Origin of the sequence: Roseicyclus sp., assembly GCF_965662675.1 — a bacterium.
GTDB lineage: Bacteria > Pseudomonadota > Alphaproteobacteria > Rhodobacterales > Rhodobacteraceae > Roseicyclus.
In genome coordinates this window covers 1-4,855 of the sequence record NZ_CBFIIK010000152.1, presented here as the reverse complement: position 1 = coordinate 4,855, position 4,855 = coordinate 1, and the positions used below count along the sequence as shown (strand labels likewise).

At 63.8% G+C, this 4,855-nt stretch carries 6 protein-coding genes; 4 read left to right on the top strand and 2 right to left on the bottom strand.

The genetic code is table 11. From position 1 onward, the window contains the following. The 3 genes from ACTG4J_RS14745 to gluQRS all read left to right on the top strand — a co-directional run. Positions 1–382: DNA gyrase C-terminal beta-propeller domain-containing protein (locus tag ACTG4J_RS14745; RefSeq protein ID WP_439140494.1), on the top strand; the 382-nt coding region annotated here is incomplete at its 5' end. 42 nt (positions 383–424) lie between these two features. After that, positions 425–1,780 (top strand): methylenetetrahydrofolate--tRNA-(uracil(54)-C(5))-methyltransferase (FADH(2)-oxidizing) TrmFO, encoded by a 1,356-nt coding sequence (gene trmFO, locus ACTG4J_RS14740; RefSeq protein ID WP_439140493.1) that lies wholly within the window; start codon positions 425–427, stop codon positions 1,778–1,780. A 32-nt stretch (positions 1,781–1,812) separates the two neighbouring features. Further along, a complete protein-coding gene (gene gluQRS, locus ACTG4J_RS14735; protein WP_439140492.1) occupies positions 1,813–2,664 on the top strand; it encodes a tRNA glutamyl-Q(34) synthetase GluQRS in 852 nt (283 codons plus the stop codon). Between the two features lie 193 nt (positions 2,665–2,857). Here the strand turns inward: gluQRS and hisI are convergent, their stop codons facing one another. Then, entirely contained in the window at positions 2,858–3,220 is a 363-nt protein-coding gene (gene hisI / locus ACTG4J_RS14730; protein WP_439140491.1) for a phosphoribosyl-AMP cyclohydrolase, read from the bottom strand. A gap of 67 nt (positions 3,221–3,287) precedes the next feature. Between hisI and ACTG4J_RS14725 the strand changes: the two genes are divergently transcribed. Further along, positions 3,288–3,740 (top strand): iron-sulfur cluster assembly scaffold protein, encoded by a 453-nt coding sequence (locus ACTG4J_RS14725; RefSeq protein ID WP_439140495.1) that lies wholly within the window; start codon positions 3,288–3,290, stop codon positions 3,738–3,740. Positions 3,741–4,125: 385 nt separating this feature from the next. On the opposite strand, the gene ACTG4J_RS14720 is transcribed toward ACTG4J_RS14725, so the two are convergent. Next, a partial coding sequence (locus tag ACTG4J_RS14720) for a helicase-related protein (RefSeq protein WP_439140490.1) occupies positions 4,126–4,855 on the bottom strand: 730 nt, incomplete at its 5' end.

The window sequence follows — 4,855 nt, the reverse complement described above, 5'->3', positions numbered from 1 at the left end:
CGAGATGTCGGCGGCCGAGGATCTGATCTTGACCATCACCGCCAGCGGGTCGGGCAAGCTGTCCTCCAGCCACGACTACCCGGTGCGCGGGCGCGGCGGCCAAGGCGTCATGGCGATGGACAAGGCGATGCGCGGCGGCGCACTCGTGGCTAGCTTCCCGGTGGAAGTGAGCGACCAGATCATGCTCGCCACCTCCACCGGCCAATCGATCCGGGTGCCGGTTGCGGGCATTTCCTTCCGCTCACGCAGCGCGGGCGGCGTCAAGGTCTTGAACACCGCCAAGGGCGAAGAGGTGGTCAGCGTCGCTTGGATCGCCGATCAGGGCGACGAAGAGGGCGATGACATCGCCCCCATCCCCGACACACCCGCCGCAGAGGGCTGAGAGGCCCTTTGCAACCCAACTCTTAGGCGCTACATGCCCGGCATGACCGAGAAAACACTCCAGATCATCGGCGGCGGCATGGCCGGGTCCGAAGCGGCATGGCAAGCCGCTCAAGCGGGCATCAAGGTCGTGCTGCATGAGATGCGCCCTGCGGTCGGCACCTTTGCCCATCGCACCGGATCGCTTGCGGAAATGGTCTGTTCAAACTCCTTCCGCTCGGATGATGACGAACAAAACGCCGTGGGCCTCTTGCATTGGGAAATGCGCGCAGCAGGTTCGATCATCATGGACACCGCCTATGATCACCGCCTGCCCGCAGGCGGCGCGCTGGCCGTCGACCGCGACCCCTTCGCCGAAGCGGTGACCGCCAAGCTGCGCGCGCACCCCAACATCACCATCATAGGCGGTGAGATCACATCCCTGCCCGAAGGACCTGCGATCATCGCGACGGGGCCGCTCACATCGGGGGCGCTTGCGCAAGCCATCGCCGCCCAAACTGGCCACGATGCGCTGGCTTTCTTCGATGCCATCGCCCCGATCGTCTATACAGATACGATCGACATGTCGGTGGCATGGGAACAGTCCCGCTATGACAAGGGCGAAACGCTCGAAGAACAACGCGCCTATATCAATTGTCCGATGACGCGGGATGAATACGAAGCGTTTATCGACGCGCTTCTCGCCGCCGACAAGACCGAGTTCCATGAGGGCGAGACCGCGGGATATTTCGACGGTTGCCTGCCGATCGAAGTGATGGCCGAACGTGGCCGCGAAACGCTGCGTCATGGGCCGATGAAACCCGTGGGGCTGACGAACCCCCACAACCCAACGGTCAAGCCTTGGGCCGTTGTGCAGCTGCGCCGCGACAATGCGCTGGGTACGCTCTACAATATCGTCGGCTTCCAGACCAAGATGAAGTACGGCGCACAAACCTCTGTTTTTAAAATGATACCTGGACTGCATGATGCCAGCTTCGCGCGTCTTGGCGGCATCCATCGCAACACCTTCATCAATTCCCCACGCCTTCTCGACGCGCAGATGCGCCTGCGCGCGCGCCCCAATATCCGCTTTGCGGGTCAAATCACCGGGGTGGAGGGTTATGTGGAATCCGCCGCGATGGGGCTGTTGGCCGGTCGGCTTGCCGTGGCCGAGATTTGCGGCAAGACCCTCGCCCCTGTTCCGCAAGAAACGGCCATGGGCGCGCTTGTCCACCACATCACCGGCGGGGCCGAGGCCAAAACCTTCCAGCCGATGAACGTGAATTTCGGCCTCTTCCCCCCGGTCGAGGGGCTCAAGGCCGGTCGGCGTGGCCGCAAGGACCGCTACAAGGCCTATACCGACCGCGCCAAATCGGCATGGGCGGCCTGGCTGGGTGAAAGCCGCGCCGATGCTGCCTGAACGGGCATCGGACAGGCCCAAGGGCGCGTGACATGCGCTTTCGCACCCGCTTTGCCCCATCACCCACTGGACCGCTGCATCTGGGCCACGCCTATTCCGCCATTCTTGCCCATGACCGCGCCCGCGCGGCGGGTGGCGCCTTCATGCTTCGGATCGACGATATCGACCAATCCCGCGCGCGCCCGGCATGGGAGGCGCAGATCATCAACGATCTGGCTTGGCTTGGGCTGACATGGGACGCGCCGCCGCGCCGTCAATCCGATCACCTTCCCGCCTATCGCGCCGCCATCGACCAATTGCGCGGACTGGGCCTCACCTATCCATGCTGCTGCACAAGACGCGATATCCGCGATGCCGCCTGCGCCCCGCAAGAGGGCACGCCCCCACCGAGCGGGCCCGATGGGTTGCTCTACCCCGGCACCTGCCGTGGCCGCGCGATGGCCGAAGCGGGCCCAAGCGATGCGATCCGCCTCGACATGGCCAAGGCAATGGCACTGCCGCGCCACACGGGCGGCTTTACCGAAACCGGCCCAGCCCATACAGGCCAGCACGCCATCACCCCGGAGATGATGATCGCCACCATCGGCGATGTGGTTCTGGCCCGGCCCGGCATGGGGGCCTCCTATCACCTATCGGTCGTGGTCGATGATGCGGCTCAAGCGATCACCCATGTGATCCGCGGCGAGGATCTCTTCGCCGCTACCCCGATCCATGTGCTGCTGCAAAGCTTGTTGGGCCTGCCCACACCGCAATATCATCACCACCGCTTGATCCGCGACGCGGCGGGCAAGCGGCTGGCCAAACGCGACGATGCGCGTGCCATCGCACAATACCGCGATGCAGGTGCAACCGCCGCCGATATCCGCCGCATGGTCGGGCTTTAGTCCATCTTTGCTTGTGAAATACTCCGGGGGAGGCGCCGAAGGCGACGGGGGCAGAGCCCCCACAACGCAAAAACGCCACCCAGAGCGTTTCGCGTTTGATCAATCCGACCTCTTGATCGGGGCAGGCGAGGCAGCGTTTGCTACGCACAATGCGTTCGCCTGCCCCGGTGCATGCGACAGAACGCGACACGCTCTAAGGCATAGGTGCCATCAACTCCACCTCGGCCCCATCCCGCACAGCCGTGTAGAAACACACAGCCCGATTGGTATGGCAGGCCGGCCCCGTCTGACGCACCAGCGCCAAAAGACAGTCGCGGTCGCAATCGATGCGCAGCTCGACCAGCTCCTGCACATGGCCCGAGCTTTCGCCCTTGATCCAGAAATCTTGCCGCGAGCGCGACCAATAGGTCACCCGTCCGTTTGCCAGCGTGCGGGCCACGGCCGCGGCATTCATCCATGCCATCATCAGCACAGCGCCGCTTTCGACCTCTTGCGCGATGCAGGGGATCAAGCCTTGCGCGTCATAACGCAGCGTGGCGGGATCGAACTTAACCATGGTCCACCTCTTTGCAAAACCGGGCAACACCGCTACCTATAGGGCCATGACAAGACAGGCGGAACCCATGTCCGGCGAGAGCGATCTGATCAAACTCTATTCCCAGCGTATCCTCGCCTTGGCGGCGGATATTCCGCATCATGGGCGGCTGGATACGCCACAGGCCAGCTTGCGCAAGCGCGCACCGCTGTGTGGCTCGACGGTGACGGTCGATCTCGATATCGAGGATGGCCGCATCGTCCGCTTCGCCCAAGATGTCAAAGCTTGCGCATTGGGACAGGCGGCCGCGGCCCTCTTGGGGGCCGATATCATCGGGCGCAGCCGCGATGAGGTGGCCCAAGCCCGCGACGCGCTGCGCGCCATGCTGACCGAAGGCGCCGCGCCGCCGGCGGCACCGTTTCACGGCTACGAGGTGCTGACCCCGGCCCGCGATTATCGTAACCGCCACGCCTCGATCATGCTGTCGCTCGAGGCGACGCTGGAAGCGATGGATGCCGCAGCCCAGGCGCAAAGCGCCTGAACACCCACCCACGAAGGCCAAAAAAACGCCGCACCTCGGGGACGAGGGCGGCGCAAGTCAGCGTGTCTTGGGCCATGCCCGCACCCTCTCAACAAAGGGGCGACATGCGGCGGGACAGAGGGGGCACAGCCGCATCAAAAGCATGACCAGACCGCAGGCAGAAATCGCAGTCAGATCAAACCGGGCAGATACAAAAGGCCATAGGTGAACACCGCAAGCGCGATCACACCAGCGGCGTCGCCGACGAATGTGTCGCGCGAATGGGTAATGATTTCAGCAATCCGGGTCATGTCATGGCCTCCTGAGATGAGCGTGTTGCCCATTTGTTCTCATTTTCGCCGCAACATGTAAAGAACTTTTTAAGAACATTTGTGAACAAAGCGGATCAGCCCGCCGAAATCAGCCGGATCGCCTTGTCTTGCTCCAACAACCACAAGAGCACGCGCGCCGATTGTCCTTGTGGCCCCAAAAGCCCCGGATCGCGCACCAGAAGCGTGCGTGCGGCCGATTGCGCCAAGGCCATGAGCCCGGTCTGCGCCTCAAGATCGGCGATCCGAAACCGCGGCAATCCCGATTGCGCCGTGCCGATTACATCGCCCGCGCCGCGAATGGCCAGATCTTCTTCTGCGATGACGAAACCGTCCTCGGTATCGCGCAGCACCATCAATCGGCGCTTCGCCGTCTCGCCCAAGGGCGGGCGATACATCAACAGACAGGTCGAGGCCGCCGCACCCCGCCCGACCCGCCCGCGCAGCTGGTGCAACTGCGCCAGCCCGAAAATCTCGGCCTGTTCGATGACCATGATCGAGGCATTGGGCACATCAACGCCCACCTCGATGACCGTGGTCGCCACCAGCACACGGGTCCGCCCCTCGGCGAAATCGGCCATGGCGGCGGCTTTGTGATCGGGGGCCAATTGGCCATGCACCAGCCCCACCACCCCCTCGCCCAAGGCCGCGCGCAAAAGCTTGAAGCGTTCTTCGGCGGCGGTGGCGTCGAAATTCTCGCTCTCTTCGACCAGCGGGCAGACCCAATAGGCCTGCCGCCCCTCGGCCACGGCGCGGCGCAGATGATCGATCACCTCATCCATCCGCGCGGTCGACACCAAGGCCGTG

What these genes read in the sequence shown, in the direction of transcription:
- gluQRS (WP_439140492.1), top strand. Translation starts at nt 1,813, where the DNA reads ATGCGCTTTCGCACCCGCTTTGCCCCATCACCCACTGGACCGCTGCAT.
- hisI (WP_439140491.1), bottom strand. Translation starts at nt 3,220, where the DNA reads ATGGTTAAGTTCGATCCCGCCACGCTGCGTTATGACGCGCAAGGCTTG.
- trmFO (WP_439140493.1), top strand. Translation starts at nt 425, where the DNA reads ATGACCGAGAAAACACTCCAGATCATCGGCGGCGGCATGGCCGGGTCC.
- ACTG4J_RS14725 (WP_439140495.1), top strand. Translation starts at nt 3,288, where the DNA reads ATGTCCGGCGAGAGCGATCTGATCAAACTCTATTCCCAGCGTATCCTC.